Origin of the sequence: Brachybacterium sp. J144, from assembly GCF_036321705.1 — a bacterium.
Taxonomy (GTDB): domain Bacteria; phylum Actinomycetota; class Actinomycetes; order Actinomycetales; family Dermabacteraceae; genus Brachybacterium.
On the sequence record NZ_JAZDCG010000036.1, the window covers coordinates 25,619 to 41,500 of the forward strand.

Genomic DNA, 15,882 nt, shown 5'->3' on the forward strand with positions numbered 1-15,882 from the left:
GAACCCCTCAGGGAACGTAGGTCTCGACGGGGACGGTCACGCTCTGCTCGATGGCCGGCAGCTGCACCATCGGGATCAGCGAGAGGGACTGCCCACGGACGGTGACGGTGATCGAGTCGTCGGTGCGCGTGGACGTCACGGAGTAGGACCGCAGGACGCCGTCGGAGTTGCCTGCCAGCGCTGCCTGGGTGGCTGCTTCCGGGGACTGGCCGGACTGGTAGGCGGCGGCCGCGGTCGCCCCCTCACGCGCGGAGAACACCGCGACGTTGCGGGCGTGAGCCCAGATGCCGACCTGGATGATCACGAAGATCACCCCCAGAATCAGGGGGACGATGAGGACGGCCTCGCTGGCCTGGCCGCGTTCGAGACCTGAGCGGGACATCGCCGCCGCCCTCCTCGTACGGACGCGGAGGGCGTCTGCTGCGACGATGAGGAGGAAGGCGCAGAGGGCGAGGAGGTTGAGTCCGCCGATCGTGCCGGCCAGGAGCCAGAGGGTCCGGGGGATCCCCATCGTCAGGGTGCCGATGATGGCCTCGGCGAGCAGCAGCACGCCGAGGCCGAGCAGCACTGCCTCGTTCCGCTTCATGATTCCTGGGTCAGCCCAGCTCGCCGATCTTCCCGTTGACGAAGGCGGTGATCCCGGCGATGACGAGCCCGGCGATCGCGATGCCGCCGAGGACGATGAGGATGTACTCGACGGTGTTGGCGCCGACCGAAGCGGTCTGGCGGGCGCGCTGGATGTGCTCGCGGGTGAAGCTGAGCAGGGACTCGAGGATGAGCTTCAGGAAGGTGTCCATGATGGTGGTCCTTTCGGTGAGACCGTGGTGTTACCCCTATATCGGTGGTGCGGGTGCCCCCTTGTGACATGACCCATTCAACATTCTCTCAGGGGGCGCTGCGCTAGGCACCCGCACCAGGTCACCCGGTGACCCATGGGTCAGGAGGTGGCCAGGGTCAGCAGGGATGGGGCCAGGAGCAGCCCGACGAACGCGAACACGAGGACGGTCAGAGGGATCGTCATCGACTCGGAGCGCGCGTTGGCAGCTCCCTGCTCGGTGCGGAGCTGTGCGTTGCGCATCGAGTGGGCGTGGGAGCGGAGGTTCTCCCAGATGGAGGCTCCCTCCTCTCCGGACAGGCGGACGATGTCCGCGATCTCGTGGAGCTCCTTCACACCGATCTCGTCGCCGAGCTCGCGAAGGTCGTTCCAGGCGGAGGTCCCACGCAGGCGGGATCGTTCGATCATCTGCTGGATCCGCACGAACAGTTCGTTGTCGCCGACGCGGGCGGCGTCGCTCATGGCTTGGGTTGCGGCGGCACCGGAGATCCGAGCGAGGGCGACGAAGTCGACGTAAGCGGCGATGATGCGCCGGTAGTGGGTGCGCTGGCTCGCAGCACGTTGGCGGACCTCGATGTCGGGGAGGAAGAAGAAGACGACGGCGAGGATCAGCATGACGCCGAGCGTCACGGGGATCGGGAGGGTGATCTGCGCGAGGTAGGCCGCGAGCGACATCACGGCAGGGAACGCGAATCCGACCAGGGAGGCGAGGGTCTTCTGTCCGTAGAACTTGCGGGTGGACCAGCCGATGAGCGCGAGGTCCCGGTCGGGGGTGACGATCATCGGCAGCTGCGTGACGACCCGCTCAGCCCACACGCCCAGGCGCTCCTGGAGGTCTGCGGGCGGCAGGGAGGAGGCTTGGCTGCTGGTGGTGGCGGTGAGGCGCGAGATCGCCGCGGGCAGGGCTGGCTGTGCCGGGGTGAGGGCTCGGATGATGAGGTACAGGCCGGCGCCGATACCGCCGCCGAGCAGAAGGACCAGGGGGGTCATGAGGCATCTCCGGTGGGTCGCAGGAGCCGCTGCCCCTTGGGATCACGAGCGACGATGTTCATCCACCACAGCGCGGCGAGGAAGAGCGCGACCAGGGCGATGAGGATGATCTGACCGAGGGCGGTGCGGTAGGGCTCCACGTAGGCCGGGTTGAAGAGGAACTCGACGGCGATCACCACGACCGCGATGACGGTGATGAATCGGGCGTTGGCGCGCGGCTTGGCGCGGTCGGCCTCGATCTGGCGTCGGGCTGCGACGTCGTCGGCGATCGTCTCCGCTGTGCCCTCCAGGAGGCGAGCGAGACCGGCGCCGCGGCGTCGGGTTCCGAGGATCAGGGATCCGGTCAGAAGGTCACCGGTGGTGTCGTCGAGGTCGTCTCCGAACTGGGTGAGGGCCTGTTCGATGGGGATGCCGCTCTGGAGGCGTGCGGCCAGCATCCCGATCTCCTCCTTGAGCGCCTTGGGTGCAGAGCTGCGGGAAGCGATGATCGCCTGTTCGATGGAGGCGGTGGCTCCTAGCAGGCCGACCAGCGACCGGGTCCACTCCTCCATCGCGGTCAGCCGGGCGATCGTGGACTTCTCGGTGGATCGGGGGATGAGCTGCGGCGCGAGGAGCGCGAGGATGGGAGCGGCGATGACGGCCGCGATGTACCCGGTGAGGATCCACAGCAGGAGCCCGATGACCAGGCCGATCGCGATCAGATGGAGCTGCTTGCGCTGGGGTCGCGTCAGCTGGCTGCGCCGCGGGGTGCTGGACGGCGCCGCCACCGGTCGAAGGCCGGCGATCAGCAGCCAGATGGCCGAACCGGCGACAACGGTGAGGAGTGCGGCGAGGATCGGGATCATGATCAGGCCGCCTCCTCGTCGAGGTAGGGGCGGAGGTCGTCCATCCACTCCGGGGACATCTTCGGGGTGATCTGCCCGTCCTGGAGCCCCCAGAGCTGGGTGGAGGCAACGAGACCTCCCTCTCCGGGGGTGTAGCTGGTGACGTCGGTGATGCGGCGGGTGAGGGAGGACTCCCCGGTCCACGGGTTCCGGGTCTTCACGAGGTCGACGTAGACGGCCAGGTCGATGTTCTCCGCGACCTGCCTGCGCGCGAAGTCCTCGGTGACGCGCCCGTCCTTCCGCGCGAGGGTGACGACGCGCTCGGGGACCGCGGCCGAGTTCTTGGCGTGGATGGTCGAGAGGCTGCCGGCTCCGGTCTGCATCGCCTCGAACATGGCGATCACCTCGGGCCCCAGGATCTCGCCGACGATCATCCGGTCGAGGTTCATGCGGAACGTGTCGCGGGCCCAGTCGTCCATGGTGATCTCGCCGATCGGGCGGCCGTTCGCGTCCTTCTCGCCGCTGCCGGGGACTGCTTCGAGGGGGACGAGACGTCGGTGACGCTCCTTGCCGAGCTGCTCGAGGTGGAGCTCGGCGACGCTCTCGAGGATCGCGAGCTTCTCCCAGGCGTCGATCTCGTTGATCAGTCCTCGCAGGAGTGTGGTCTTCCCTGCGCCCTGCGCCCCGGCGACCATGATGCTCTTCTTCGCGCGGACGGCGGCGCGGAGGAACCGGGCGAGCTCGCTGGGCATGAGGGAGAGGTCGACGAGGTCGGTGAGGGTGACATCGACGAGGCGGTGGATACGGATCGTGGCGATCGGCCTCGCGACGACCCACCCGGCGGCGTAGAGGCGAGCGGTGGGGCCAAGGCTCATGTGCAGCCGCGGGTGTGCGGGGTCGAACGACTTGGACTGCTGGGCGGCGTAGAAGCTCAGCATGGACAGGAGGTCTGCGTCGGACTCGGCGATCGGGTCTGCCTGCTCGAAGGTGTTGCCGGTGCGCTGGATGAGCACGTCGTCGTAGCCGTAGATCTCGATGTTCTCGATGGTCGGGTCGTCCAGGAGGGGCTGGAGGCGTCCGAACCCGAACAGGGACTCCAGGACGGCCTGGGTGATGGCGCGCCGCTCTGCATTTGTCCACTGCACGAGCCCGGAGTCGAGGCGGCGGGACTCCTCGTCGTCGATGAAGGCACCGATGAGGGAGGCTGCGCGAGCGCGTCGATCCTCCTCGTCGCTGCCCGGCATGGTCTCCTCCGCCAGTGCGTTGGCGACGTCGGCACGGATCTTCGTGATGGTTGACCAGTCGGTGAATCGCGTCGAGGGCGCGGACGAGGGGGCCGGTTCGGTTGCGGGGGCTGCTGGCGCAGCGTCGCGGGCGGGAGGAGCCTGCCGGGCCAGGGGCGCCAGGGGCGCGGCGCTGAGGGGGCTGTCCTCGAGATCGACGAGTGCGAGACTCTCGAAGTCGGGGAGGTCATGGGGCTGCTGGGGGGTCATCGGGTCACTCCTCGCAGGGTCTGGATGGCGTCGCGGCGCTTCTGCCCGGCGGAGCTGATCGCTCCGGACAGGGAGCGCAGGGCGCGGGCGTAGCTGCTGGTGTCGAATCCGCGGGGGCGAGGCTTGCCGTGGGCGAAGACGCTCGCGTGCTTCGGTGCCCAGGGCAGAGAGCCCAGCACGGGCTGGTGAAGCGCCTTGCTCGTCTCCCCGGCCGAGTAGGTGTCGGGCGCGGAGATGGTGACCAGGTGGAATGCGGGGGAGGAGAGGCCGGCTTCCTCGGCCAGGTGGCGGTTCTTGATGGTGGTGCGAGCAGTCAGCGTCGCGGTGATCGTCGGGCGCAGCACCAGGGCGGTGATGTCCGAGGTCTGGAGGATCGGGCCGGCGAGGTGCGGGGAGTGGATCCGTCCGATGTCGACGAGGACGTCGATGCCGGCGCGCTCCAGGTCGGACAGGGCCAGGGCCAGCGCATCCCATCTCGTCGAGAGCTGCGGGCCGTGGAGCGGGTTGCTGATGCCGGGCACCAGACGGCGGATCGGCGACTGGTTGTCGGTGAGGGCGATGGACCGCGCCATGAGCTGCTCTTCGAAGTCGGCCCCGGGTGTGATGTCGAGGATCGTGGAGCGGGGCGGGAGAGATCCGGCGAAGAAGCCCGCGAGGGTGGCGGAGGCACCGACGGTGTCGGCCTCGACGAGGATGACGTCGCGGGGCCAGACCAGGGCCAGGCCCAGGGCGGTCGTGGAGACCCCAGGTGATCCGGAGGCGGAGGCGAGGGAGATCAGCATGTCACTCCTCCTCGGGGACGAGGACGACGCTGATGCGGCCCGTGGCGGACAGGGCGGCGAGGGTGGCGGACTGGTCGCTGGAGACGAGGACGTCGACCACGACCACTCCGTCCGTGGAGGGGGCGCTGATGGCCTGGACGGTCCCGGTGATCACCGGGGCGTCACCGGTGGGTGGGTCATCGCCCTCCCGGGGGGTTCCGACGATCTGGATCGGGTCACCGGGGTCCACGTCGTTGGTGGGGATCTGCCCGGCGCTGACGCGGACGCCGACGACGGCGGTGCCGGCGGCTGGGAATGGGTCGGTGCTGACGTCGCTCGGAGCGAGGAGAGTGCCCTTCTCGAGCTGCCCGACGGATCGCTGGCCCACGAGGGTGTCGAGGTCGCTTCCGGGGATGGTGGCGACACCACTGGGCACGGTGACGTCGGTGACCGTGAGGTCCTCGGCGGTGAGCCTCTGCCCCTCCGGGACGTCTGCGGCGGCCACCACGACCTGGGTCGTGGTGGAGAGGCGATCGACGAGCCAGAACGCTCCCAGGGCGCAGACGATGATCAGAGCGACGCCGAGGGCGATGAACGCGGGCCGTCGACGCTGGCGGATGGGCGTGGTGGCCGCGGCGGTGGGGATGGCCGGCTGCTCGGGTCCCGCCGCGGCGGAGTCGTCCGCCTTCTTCTTGATCTTGGTGAGGAGGGGCATGTGAGGGGTCCTTTCGGGGTCAGTCCTTGGCGTTGCGCAGGCTGTTCAGGAGGTCCTGCTCGGTCCACCCCTGGAGGTCGTCCTCGTGCTCGAGGAGGTAGTCCAGGGCGACACGGGCGAGGATGCGGTCGGTCATCGACGGGCTCTTCTCGCTGGGGTCGAGCCCCTTCTCCGCTGCGGCCCGGGCCTTGTTGATCCGACGCCGGAGGTTGGCCAGGCGGGTGACCTGATCGGGACGGACCCTGACCTCCTTGCGCACGAGGTCGTCTTCGTCGATCGGCGGGATCGGAGCTGCCGATGCCGGGGCGGAGGTGGGGCGGAGAGGCTGCTGCGGGGTGGTGCTGCGGCCGAGCTTCTCGCGGAGGTTGACTTGCTTGGCAGACATGGTGGGTGGCTCCTGTTCTCGGGCTCAGAGGGTGGCGATCGTGGACATCAGCTCGAGCGCCGCGCGCTCGTAGTCCCCAGCTGCCTTGTGAGCGGACTCGCCGCGGCGGGGGCTGGTGGTCACGTAGACGCCGTCCTCGTAGGCATCGGCGAACAGCGAGTAGGAGCGGATCACGGAGGTGAAGGTCGGCTTGTCGACGCTCTCGAAGAACTCCCGGGCACGGGTGAGCTTCTGGGGGCGGCGAGGATCCCACTTGGTCAGCAGCACCGCGTACGGCTTGCCGGAGGGGATCACGAAGTCGTCGATGTAGCGGTCGGCGGGGCGAAGTGCCATCCCGTCGACCTCGGAGACCACGATGAGGAAGTCGCTGGTGGCGATGTACTGCGCGACCAGGTTCCGCATCGCCACCGTGCCCGGGGTGTCGATGAGCACGAAGTCGTACTCGGCGGCGACCTCTTGGACAGCGGCGAGCTCGTCGGGATGCTCGATGCTGGCGACATCGAACGGGGTGTCGTCGAGGCCGACCTGATCGACCCAGTCCCTCAGGGAGTGCTGGGGGTGGTCGGTGTCGATGAGCAGGACGCGCTTGCCCGTGGAGGCGAGGACGGCGCCCATCTCGACGGCGGTCGTGGTCTTGCCGACGCCGCCCTTCTCGTTCACGACGGAGATGACCCGTGGGTCGGGTGGGGTCTTGGATCGGGTGGCTCTGGAGGGCATGGGTGGCTCCTTCGTCGGGTGTTGACAGTCTGGAGCATACCGGAAGAACGAGAAGACGAAAATACGAATCTCAGGAAATCTGCGGGTACTGCTCGTGTGGGGCGGAGTGCTCGTCGACGATCGCCAGGGCCTGCTCTCGACGGTGGCGCTTGACGCGCTTCTCCTCCTCGCGTCGCCGCGCCTCGAACTGCTCCTGGAGGAGCTCGAGCACTTCTCTCGTCAGCCCGAACGTGTCAGCGGTCGTGAGGGCGTGGTGCTGCGCCGCGGTCAGCTGGCGAGCGAGCTCGACGGAGCAGACGCTGAGCGCATCACGTTCGGTGAGGGACCGGGAGATCTCCTGTTGGACGTCGTCCTCGGAGGCGGGGTGGCTGGGTCGGGGGTCCGTCACGATCCTGGAGAGCATGAAGAGGCCGCCGACGAAGGCGGCGACCCACGCGATGACGTGGACGACCACCCCGAGCTCGCGCAGCAGGAACAGGACGCCGCCGACAGCGACGAGGCCGACGAGGATCCCGATGTCGCGGCGGTGCCTGGCCCTCTGGAGCTGCTCGCGGTGCAGCCGGCCACGCTCGATCGCTTCGCGGGCGGATCCGCGCGTGATGAATGCCCACCGCGGGCTGCTTCGCTGCCCAGGGGGAGAGATCAGGACTGCGGTGTCGGTGTCGTTGGGCGTGAAGGTCGCGCGTTCGGGCGTCATCGGGGGATCACTTCCAGGAGGTCGAACAGGTCCAGTTGGTCGGGGTGAGGAGATGGGGAATCGTCAGGCGGGGCGTCGGTGTTGGAGATCTGCGGTGGGTCGTCGTGAGGTTGCTGCGGAGTCGAGGTGCGCGGCATGGGTGTTCCTCCTAGGCGCTGGGGCTGAGGTGCTGCCGGCGGGCGGCAGCGAGGCGGGCGGCGAGGTCGTGGCGACCGTGTCGAGCGGCGGCGCGCTCGGCGGTCTCGAGGGACCAGCCGACGCGGTGGGCGGCGTGAGGAGGCCAGACGCTGCCGGCGATGAGGTGCTCCATCTCGTCGAGCCGATGGGTGACCTCGGAGCGCGAGATCCTCTTGGGTTCGGGCGCCTGCTGCGCCCACTGCGTGTACGCCGCCGCGCAGTCGTCGCAGGGGCAGCCCTCGCGGTAGGCCTTGGCAGTGCCGTGAGCGCGTTCTCCCCGGCGCAGAGCCCGGTCGTAGGCCGCGTTGGCTGCGCGGCACGAGGAGCACGGACAGCCCGCCTGGTAACGAGCTCTCGTCCCGTGCGAGGCCATCAGGCCACCTCGCTGGAGAGCTCGGGCAGGAGATCGGCGTCCTGCATGAAGGCCTCGGCGATCCTCTTTGCCAGACGCCGGGCGCGCTGGCGGACTGCCGCAGGAGCACGGTTCCCGGTCTCCTCAAGACCCGTGTCCGGTGAATACACGGAGATGAGAAATCGAGCTTCCTCGAGCGTGATCACTTCGTGGTCACGGGCCCAGGCGAGCCCTTCCAGGAGGTCGAGCTGGCTACGGTGGGCGGTCTTCATTTCGGGCGCATGGGACTGCTCGGAATGCATTGCACCTTCGAGCACAACCATGTTGTCCCAAGAATCGGTGCTGCGATGGAAGTCGAGTGCGGAGGGACGCTTGAGCTCGTCACTGAGCTGGCTGACGATCCGGACGGCGACCCGCTGCGTGCGAGCACGGATGTGGGGGCGGTCGAGAACGTCGTAGAACGCGTCGACGACGGCGCAGAACGCGTCCGCAGTGCTCATTGGCAGCGCACTCGCGTGGAAGTGCTTGAGGGCCACGGAGCACAGTGCCGGCCGCATCGCGTGCAGCAGCAGCCGACGGGCCTGGGGGTCGTCGTCGAGTCGGGAGAGCAGCGTGTGCAGCACCCGGTCGTTGGTCGCGTACTCACGGCGCGCGAGGAGCTCGAAGAGGCCTCGAACGGTGTGGGCTGACTCGACCGGAGCCGTCAGCGGCTCGTCAAGGATGGCGGCGAGGTCGTCCGCGAGACCGGCGGTGATGTCGTCGAGCGTGGGATCGGCAGTCATGGTGGCTCCTGCGGTGAGGCGATCAGATGGCTTCACGCTGGTGAGGAGCTCTTGCCCTGGATCTTGCCCCCAGGGGACTCGAGAACAACGAGTTTCTTGCCCCCGGTAAACGTGCAGGTCAGGGCCGCACAGCTTCGGGTGGTGCGGGGGGACCAGAAAAAGATCGACCGGTGCTGTCACAAACCGGGGTCCGGCTCAGCGATATAGGGGTGACCACCGAAGAAGAGGAGACCCCGATGACCGCCACCCTCGAGCTCGATGCCTCTCGTGCGGCCGTGAGTGCCGTGGGAGCGGTCCACCGCCGCCGGCAGAAGCTGCGGTCCCTGCTGTCCGTACTGCTGGCCGACCCGCTCAACGAGACGGCGTGGGCCTCGGTGCGCGCCGGGGTCTGCCCCGAGGAGGAGCAGGCGATGCGATCCGACATCGCCCTCCTCGCCACGGTGGCCCAGAGCGGGGGTGCGGGGGTCGGCTTGGGTGGCTCCCCCCGCATCCCCTTCCCCGAGGAGGACCCGTGCTGACCCTTATCCCGAAGCGCCACCGCGCTCCTGCTGACGCCGATCCGATCGAGACCTCCTCTGAGGAGGAGGTTGCTGAGGAGACGCCTACGCCCTCACGGAAGCTGCGCAAGAACAAGACCGACGAGCCGGATATCGCCCACGCCTGGACAGCGGGGGACCGCTTCAAATCGGCAGCTGCGACAGGAATCATCTGGGTGTTCTGTGGTGCTGGAGTTCTCGCTCTCGGTGCGAACGTGCTCGGAAACGACGCGGCTCCGGAAGTGGCAGCGATCGAGGTGCAGGACGCCGGACAATCCCAGCGGGTTTCCGCTTTCGCATCGAACTTCGTCGATCTCTACCTCAGCGGTTCACGAGATCAGGAGGATCAGATCGCCGCGCTCCTCGCGCAGGGCGTCGACACCACGATCTCGCTGCCCTCTGAGCCGGTCGAGATCGGCGAGGTGACCCCCGGGGAAGCCGTCCAGGTCGACGCTGGCACATGGGTCGTCACGGTCACCGTCGAGCGTCCGGCGACCGCGGAGCAGCCGGCCACGCAGCAGTACTGGCAGCTGCCGGTCATCACGGACGAGACCGGGTCGATCGCGGCCGCGGGCCTGCCCTCGATGGTGGCCACCCCGGGTCGAGGAGACCTCGCCGTCGCCCCCGGCGATCGAGTTTCCGATTCGGCGGTCGAAGGCACCCTCACCGCGTTCGCGCAGGCGTACCTCGCGGGACAGGGCGAGACCGCCCCTCTGACAGCCCCGGGAACGGCCATCACCGCTATCACGCCGGTCCCCTACGCCGAGGCGTCGGTCCCCTCCATCCGCACGAGTCAGGAGATCCCCGCCGACCCGGCCGAGGGAGACATCCTGCGCACCCAGATCACCGTCTCTGCCACCACGGCGGACGGCAGCGTCACCCAGCTCGGCTACACGGTCGATCTGCGCTGGCGCGATCGCTGGGAGGTCTCAGCGATCAACCCCACCAGCAGTACTCCCACCCCCACCGAAGGAGACCAGTCATGAACGACCTCATCATCGCCGCCGGCACCGTCTACTCCGACGGCACCCTCCAGGCCGCAGGCATCTTCGACGCCATCGACGGTCTCGCTGCGGACGCCAAGTCGACGGCACTCACCGCGATCAGCGGCATCATCTTCGTCGGCGCTCTGTGGAACTACGTCAAGTCGAAGTTCTCGACCGCTTCGCTCGTGGTCAGCATCCTGATGGTCGCCGTCGCGCTGGGCTTCCTCAGCCAGGTGGACTCGGTCAAGGAGCTGTTCGGCGACGAGTTCGGGAACCTCAACGCCGCCAGCGTCTCGCAGGAGATCGAGACCCCGGCCGACGACCTCGTGATCTGACGTCATGGCCGAGCAGCAGGTCATCGTCCGCTTCTACACCCGGGCACGGAAGATCCCCGTCATGCTCGGGAAGCTCGGTGACTTCAAGATCCCCTTCGGCCCCTACACCCTCACCCAGGGCGTCGTCTTCGTCGCAGCAGCCTGGATCGGCAAGGAGACGATGTGGCTCTGGGCGCAGGGGTGGATCCCGATCTTCGCGTGGGTGGTGCTCGTCGCGGTCGCGGCCGGTTGTGCTGTGGCAGCGGGCCGCATCCCCTTCAAGGGCCGCAACCCGCTGATGCTCGTGACCGGCGTCATCGGCTACGGAACAGCCCCCTCCTGGGGTACGCAGGCCGGCACCCACATCGCGCTGGGCGGCAAGCGCAGGATCCGACACCGCGGCTCCACGCCGACCAACGCCGCATGGGACAGCGCCAGCCGCTCCCTCGACGAGGACCCCGCCGAGCAGATCACCTCTCCGGCCGTCGTCGAGGACCGGGCCCTGGTGCTCGCAGGCGTCCTGCCGCCGGAGCGTGATGACCCGGCGCCGGACGTACCCAGAGAGCAGCCGACTCCTCACCAGCTGACCGAGGTGCAGCAGATCCTCGCAGCATCCGCACAACGGAGGTAATCCGATGCTTCACCCCGCATCCATCCGAGCAGGGCATCTCATGTGGACCCGGCAGGGCACCTGCTGGGCGATCTGGCAGCTCCAGGGCATGAGCTACGGCATGCGCCCTCACCGGGAGAAGAACGCCGCGCGGCTGGCCCACCAGGCCATGTTCCGCGTCCTCACCGGAGAATCGATGCTCCTGAGCGTCGTCGTCGCACAGGATCCCGTCTCCGTCGTGCAGCGCATGATCGACGGCATCGACCTCGAGGACCGAGAGGCATGGGCCGTAGAAGCCGAGGCCAGGCTGGACGACCTCGAGGGCACCGAGGCCGGGGACCGGCTGTACTTCCTCGCCGTCCCGCTGCCGAACTCGGGACTCCGGAAGTTCACGCTCCCCGCCCAGGCCGGCGTGCAGCGGATGAAGGTGAAGCTGGGGCTCCCCCACCACGGCGTCTCCAAGGACGAGCTGAAGTACCGAGGGGAGCAGGCTGCCCGCATCGAGGCGATGATCCCTCGAACCTTCGCACCGCAGCGCGCCAGTGTGGCGCAGCAGGTGTGGCTCGACTATCACCTGATGTACCGGGGCTTCGACGCGACCGCGTACTCCCGGGAGGACCTCGAGGCCGTGACGCAGGTGCGGCACGTCGGGGAGCCGATCATCGACGAGGGCGGACAGTCCGACGAGAAGGGACGCGTCGCCAAGCTGAACCCGTTCGCGCACCGCTACGTCAAGATCGGCGACGAGGGCATGTTCGCCGAGGGGATGGCCTCCTACCAGGCGATGTTCTCGTTGACCGGCATGCCCGACGGAGGGCTGCTCTGGCCGGGATCGGAGATCCTCGGGGACGTCGACAACTACATCCCGGGCGCCGACTGGGTGATGCGGATGCGCACCCGATCCTCCGACAACGCCAAGCGCGCCAACGCGACCGCCATGAGCCGGATCAACGACCAGCTCGACCAACGAGAGCACGAGGTCGGCACCGGGCTGCACGATCTCGACGCCGCGGTGGAGGCCGTCACCGCGTACGACCAGGCCCTCGCCTCCGACCCCAACGAGGTCGAGATCCAGCCCATCGTCATCTTCGCGGTCTGCTCCGACAGCGCTCCGGACGTCGTCCAACGCTCGCGCACCGCCGTGAAGGTCCTCCAGGACGAGGGGTTCTCGGTCGGGTTCCCCGCGGGATACCAGCAGGAGATGTGGTGGTCCTTCGTCCCCGGGAGCGCCCTGACACCGAAGATCAACGAGTACGCGCAGATCGTCACCAGCCGGGATCTGGCAGGACTCGTCCCGATCACGGCCTCGACGCTCGGAGACGCGACCGGCGCTCTCTTCGCCGAGAACCAGACCAGCGCGCTGCTCTCCTATGTCCACCTGGACCTTCCGAACATGCCGAAGCTGCGCAACAAGTCTGCGTGTGTGGGCGTCACCGGAGAGCTCGGCTCCGGGAAGTCCATGACCATGAAGATCCTCATGAAGTCGATCGTCGATCGCGACGGTGGCCAGATCATCGCCACCGATCGATCCGAGATCGGGGAGTGGGTGACCTTCGTGCAGACCCTGACGAGCCCCACCGTCATCGACATGACCGAGCCCGTCTTCTCCCTCGACCCCCTCCGTGCTTTCGACGCCTCCCGCGGGGCGACGATCGCATCGAACTTCCTCATCACGCTGCTGGACCTCGACCCCACCTCGGGTGAAGGCGTGCTCCTCGGCGAGGTGCTCACACCGGAGTACCTCCACGACCACAACATCACCGGTCTGGGGGCCCTGCTCGCGCACCTCACGCAGCTCGGGAAGCAGGACGATCAGGACGAGGCCAAGAAGCTGTCGGGCCAGATGGCCGTCTACGCCAAGAAGGACTTCGCGCGGGCGCTGTTCGACGACGAGCTGCCCCCGCTGCCCTGGAAGACGTCGTCGGCGATCGTGATCCGCACCAACCGGATCGAGGTCCCCAAGACCACCGAGCTCCAGAACGCCCACCTGTACAAGGTCATGAGGATCGAGAAGCGGTTCGGCCGCGCGATCTACACCCTGATCTCGAGCCTGGCCAGGATGATCTGCTTCGACGATCAGAGCAGGTTCGCCGCGTACTTCGAGGACGAGGCCCACATGGTCACCTCGAACGACCTCTCGGTCGCCGACCTGACCCTGTTCATCCGCGACGGGCGCAAGCACAACGCCGCGCTCATCCTCGGCAGCCACGATCCCGAACATGATTTCGGCGACGAGACCATGAGAGGGCTGATCCCGATCAGGATCGTCCACCGGCAGGAGGACGAGGCCCTGGCCAAGCGGTCACTGCGCTGGCTGGGTCTGGATGCTGAGGACGAGGAGCTCGTCAAGGAGCTCCAGACCAACACGTCGCCGCAGGTCGGTAACGAGGTGCCCCCGGAGCGCCGGGGCGAGGCGTGGATGCGGGACGCGACCGGCACGATCGGACGAGTCCGAACCCTGATGCCGGCCGGAGCTGCCTCTCGGGAGGCGGCCAGCACGACACCTCACGCGGGAGTCACCGATGCGTGAGGTGCAGACGCGGATCCAGCTCGCGTTCTTCCCGTGCTACCTGCCGAACCTGGTGCGCGCGATCCTCGCTCGCCCTCGTCTGGTGATGTGGCTGGAGATCGCGTTCATCGCCTACGTGCTGATGTTCGTGGCGGCCCCGCCGGCGCTGGCAGCCCCGCCGAACCCGCTCGAGGCGCTGGATCGCGCAGACGGGAACGGGTACTCGATCAGCAACTACAACATCGAGTTCCTCCTCGACCTGCTCAACACGAAGTACCCGATGCAGTCCATGACCGCGGGGACCGTCGGGTTCCTGTGGGACGCATGCCGGTACGGCGTCGGGGCGGTGGCGCTGCTCATCGACCTCACTCTCGGGTTCGGGTGGATCACCTACCTCATCTACCCCATCGAGCAGACCGCCGAGGTGCTCGACGGGGTTCTCGATCAGCTCCCGATGGTTCGTGAGCTCCTGATCTTCCTCGCCTGCGTCGTGGGCATCGTCCGCATGTACGTCGGTCAGCAGGCCCGCGGCCTCACCGACATGTTCGGCAGCTTCGTCCTGTGGGGGATCAGCGCGGCGATCGTGACCAACCCCGTCGCCTGGCTGACCGGACCGACCGGGCTCCTCACGCGAACGAAGGAGGCCGCGCAGCAGTTCAGCGCCCAGCTGATGAACCCCGACGCCGCCATCGGCGAGGTCGAGGCCTCGGAGGCATCCGGCACGATGGGACAGCAGATCGTGTCGATCTTCGTGCGGGCACCACACCAGTTCATCGCCTACGGGGGGCTCGCCGACGGGGGAGGGTGCGAAGCCACCTACAACGAGAACCTCACGAAGTCGGGCGAGGACCTGGCCAACGCGATGCTCGCCTGCTCCCCCGACTTCGGGGCGACGATCAAGAACCCCTCGTCCGTGACCCTGGTGACGACGCTGATCATCCTGGTGGGCATCGCGGTCCTGCTCACGATCGCCGTCGTCTGCTCGATGATCATCATCTACGAGGTCGCCAACATGCTCATCGCCGGCGTGCAGGCGGTGTGGGAGCTGTTCCGTGGTGTCGGCCCCGGCGGTTCCTACCGGGGGTTCCTCGGGATCGCGATCAACCTGCTCGAGTCGTTCCTCGCGCTGATGGCCGTCGTGCTGATCAGCGGGCTCTACCTCGCCACGGTCCAGTACTTCTTCACCAAGTGGGAGGAGAACATGATCGTTCTCTTCCTCATCGTCGACCTCGTCCTGATCGTCGTGATCGCGGTGATCTTCCAGCAGCGCAAGAAGCTGCGCAAGGCCCTGAACCGGATGCGCGAGCGCGCCCGAGCACAGTCGAAGAACGTGCCCGTGCCCAAGCAGCTCAGCGCCCGGCATCACGTCGGAGGAGGCCTAGCTGCGGGAGCAGCATCCCGCGCCGGCAGCAAGCTCGCGCAGGGGGCTGGTCAGCTGGGATCCCGCGTCAAGCACGGTGCCGCCGCACTGGGGCGGAGTGCTGGGAACGTCGCCACCGCCCCCGTCCGCGCCGGGACTCGGCATGTCACACGTCCGGGCTTCATGGCCGCACGGTTGGGCAGCGGGATGCTCCACCGCGCCGGGATCCACGACAAGAGCAGCCACAAGCTGCTCCACGGCATCGCACATCGGTCGGCCGAGGCGAAGTGGCGGAAGAAGGAGGCCCGCCGGGTCGAGCGTCGCGAGCAGCGGGCGGAGCGCCGCCAGCAGGGCAGGTTCTGGACCTGGGGCGGCGCCACCCGGGACGCGGAGCTGCGTGCCGCTGACCGCGCCGGGGTGGACGCGGCGACCCCGCGCCAGGGTCGCAGACCGCAGCGCCGAAGCGATGGGCACCACCGCCCTGCGGAGGAGCAGCATCCTTCGCCGAGAAGCTCCCGTCGCCCGTCGCCGTCTCAGGACCGCCGTACGCGCACTCCAGGATCCGACACCGCCGAAGCACCTCGCCGCGCGACGGGGGCCGCTTCGCAGCAGACGGCGTCGGGGAAGACCGCACCTGCACCGAGCGGGGCAGGCCGACAGCCGGCGCCCACCGGGCCGACCGCAGCCAACACGAACAGCACCGCCAGGGATCGCCTGAACACGAAGATGCGCGCCCGCCGTGCAGCGACTGCGTCCCACCGGCCACGCCCGGTCCCACGCCCCTTGCGGGACCGTGCTCGAGCTCGCACAGCCGGCAAGGGCGCCGCCTGACCGTCGCC

At 68.3% G+C, this 15,882-nt stretch carries 18 protein-coding genes; 6 read left to right on the forward strand and 12 right to left on the reverse strand.

Annotated elements, in window-relative coordinates:
- Positions 1 to 7 precede the first annotated feature (7 nt).
- From V1260_RS15150 to V1260_RS15205, 12 genes are all read right to left on the reverse strand, one after another.
- On the reverse strand, positions 8 to 586 hold the full coding sequence (locus V1260_RS15150; RefSeq protein WP_329747651.1) for a TadE/TadG family type IV pilus assembly protein: 579 nt from the start codon (positions 584 to 586) through the stop codon (positions 8 to 10).
- A 10-nt stretch (positions 587 to 596) separates the two neighbouring features.
- The gene (locus V1260_RS15155) at positions 597 to 797 is read right to left on the reverse strand and encodes a hypothetical protein (protein WP_103384577.1); all 201 of its coding nucleotides are present in this window, start codon (positions 795 to 797) and stop codon (positions 597 to 599) included.
- A 140-nt stretch (positions 798 to 937) separates the two neighbouring features.
- Complete coding sequence (locus tag V1260_RS15160; protein ID WP_103384578.1) at positions 938 to 1,825, reverse strand: type II secretion system F family protein; 888 nt, start codon at positions 1,823 to 1,825, stop codon at positions 938 to 940.
- Positions 1,822 to 2,670 (reverse strand): type II secretion system F family protein, encoded by an 849-nt coding sequence (locus tag V1260_RS15165; protein WP_329747652.1) that lies wholly within the window; start codon positions 2,668 to 2,670, stop codon positions 1,822 to 1,824. Before V1260_RS15165 ends, V1260_RS15160 begins: the two co-directional genes overlap by 4 nt.
- Before the next feature lie 2 nt (positions 2,671 to 2,672).
- Positions 2,673 to 4,142: a CpaF family protein gene (locus tag V1260_RS15170; RefSeq protein ID WP_329747653.1), complete on the reverse strand. Its 1,470-nt coding sequence runs from the start codon at positions 4,140 to 4,142 to the stop codon at positions 2,673 to 2,675.
- Complete coding sequence (locus tag V1260_RS15175; protein ID WP_103384967.1) at positions 4,139 to 4,924, reverse strand: MinD/ParA family ATP-binding protein; 786 nt, start codon at positions 4,922 to 4,924, stop codon at positions 4,139 to 4,141. Before V1260_RS15175 ends, V1260_RS15170 begins: the two co-directional genes overlap by 4 nt.
- 1 nt (position 4,925) lies before the next feature.
- Positions 4,926 to 5,618, reverse strand: coding sequence for an SAF domain-containing protein (locus V1260_RS15180; RefSeq protein ID WP_329747655.1), 693 nt, complete (start codon positions 5,616 to 5,618; stop codon positions 4,926 to 4,928).
- Between the two features lie 19 nt (positions 5,619 to 5,637).
- Positions 5,638 to 6,003, reverse strand: a complete 366-nt coding sequence (locus tag V1260_RS15185) for a hypothetical protein (RefSeq protein WP_329747656.1) — start codon at positions 6,001 to 6,003, stop codon at positions 5,638 to 5,640.
- A 24-nt stretch (positions 6,004 to 6,027) separates the two neighbouring features.
- A complete protein-coding gene (locus V1260_RS15190; RefSeq protein ID WP_329747657.1) occupies positions 6,028 to 6,720 on the reverse strand; it encodes a ParA family protein in 693 nt (230 codons plus the stop codon).
- 70 nt (positions 6,721 to 6,790) lie between these two features.
- Positions 6,791 to 7,417, reverse strand: a complete 627-nt coding sequence (locus tag V1260_RS15195) for a hypothetical protein (RefSeq protein ID WP_329747658.1) — start codon at positions 7,415 to 7,417, stop codon at positions 6,791 to 6,793.
- Between the two features lie 148 nt (positions 7,418 to 7,565).
- Positions 7,566 to 7,967 carry a hypothetical protein gene (locus tag V1260_RS15200; protein ID WP_329747659.1) on the reverse strand — a complete coding sequence of 134 codons (402 nt, stop codon included), beginning with the start codon at positions 7,965 to 7,967 and terminating at the stop codon, positions 7,566 to 7,568.
- Positions 7,967 to 8,728 carry a hypothetical protein gene (locus V1260_RS15205; RefSeq protein ID WP_329747660.1) on the reverse strand — a complete coding sequence of 254 codons (762 nt, stop codon included), beginning with the start codon at positions 8,726 to 8,728 and terminating at the stop codon, positions 7,967 to 7,969. Before V1260_RS15205 ends, V1260_RS15200 begins: the two co-directional genes overlap by 1 nt.
- 236 nt (positions 8,729 to 8,964) lie before the next feature.
- Between V1260_RS15205 and V1260_RS15210 the strand changes: the two genes are divergently transcribed.
- From V1260_RS15210 to V1260_RS15235, 6 genes are read left to right on the forward strand one after another with little or no spacing between them, the layout of a single operon-like run.
- A complete protein-coding gene (locus V1260_RS15210; protein ID WP_329747661.1) occupies positions 8,965 to 9,246 on the forward strand; it encodes a hypothetical protein in 282 nt (93 codons plus the stop codon).
- Positions 9,240 to 10,250 carry a conjugal transfer protein gene (locus V1260_RS15215; protein WP_329747662.1) on the forward strand — a complete coding sequence of 337 codons (1,011 nt, stop codon included), beginning with the start codon at positions 9,240 to 9,242 and terminating at the stop codon, positions 10,248 to 10,250. Before V1260_RS15210 ends, V1260_RS15215 begins: the two co-directional genes overlap by 7 nt.
- Positions 10,247 to 10,585 carry a hypothetical protein gene (locus tag V1260_RS15220; protein ID WP_329747663.1) on the forward strand — a complete coding sequence of 113 codons (339 nt, stop codon included), beginning with the start codon at positions 10,247 to 10,249 and terminating at the stop codon, positions 10,583 to 10,585. Before V1260_RS15215 ends, V1260_RS15220 begins: the two co-directional genes overlap by 4 nt.
- Before the next feature lie 4 nt (positions 10,586 to 10,589).
- The gene (locus tag V1260_RS15225; protein ID WP_329747664.1) at positions 10,590 to 11,195 is read left to right on the forward strand and encodes a hypothetical protein; all 606 of its coding nucleotides are present in this window, start codon (positions 10,590 to 10,592) and stop codon (positions 11,193 to 11,195) included.
- A gap of 4 nt (positions 11,196 to 11,199) precedes the next feature.
- Positions 11,200 to 13,704 carry an ATP-binding protein gene (locus V1260_RS15230; RefSeq protein ID WP_329747665.1) on the forward strand — a complete coding sequence of 835 codons (2,505 nt, stop codon included), beginning with the start codon at positions 11,200 to 11,202 and terminating at the stop codon, positions 13,702 to 13,704.
- Positions 13,697 to 15,874: a hypothetical protein gene (locus tag V1260_RS15235; protein ID WP_329747666.1), complete on the forward strand. Its 2,178-nt coding sequence runs from the start codon at positions 13,697 to 13,699 to the stop codon at positions 15,872 to 15,874. Before V1260_RS15230 ends, V1260_RS15235 begins: the two co-directional genes overlap by 8 nt.
- The last annotated feature ends 8 nt before the right edge of the window (positions 15,875 to 15,882 follow it).